General features: G+C 65.4%; 1 pseudogene. It reads left to right on the plus strand.

Annotation, left to right across the window (positions count from 1 at the left end):
• Positions 1 to 54: 54 nt before the first annotated feature.
• A pseudogene (locus IG62_RS48130) lies at positions 55 to 246 on the plus strand (IS701 family transposase); the annotation flags it as partial.

Here is a 246-nt window from a genome sequence, read left to right on the forward strand (position 1 = left end):
GTGGGCTGGGGCTCGTTGGTGTGACTGTGTGAGAAGTCGCTGACGGTTGAGCAGATCGAGTCGTGGTCGGACGGTGTAGCGGGTCTGCATGCCCGGTTCGGGCATCGTTTCGGCAGGTCAGAGCCGCGAGACCGGGCCTTGGACTACCTGCGGGGCTTGCTGGCTCCTTTGGAGAGGAAGAACGGCTGGACGCTGGCCGAGCAGGTCGGTCAGCTCCGCCCGGACGGCGTCCAGCGGTTGTTGAAC

The organism is Streptomyces sp. NRRL S-337, from assembly GCF_000720175.1.
Lineage (GTDB): Bacteria > Actinomycetota > Actinomycetes > Streptomycetales > Streptomycetaceae > Streptomyces > Streptomyces siderophoricus.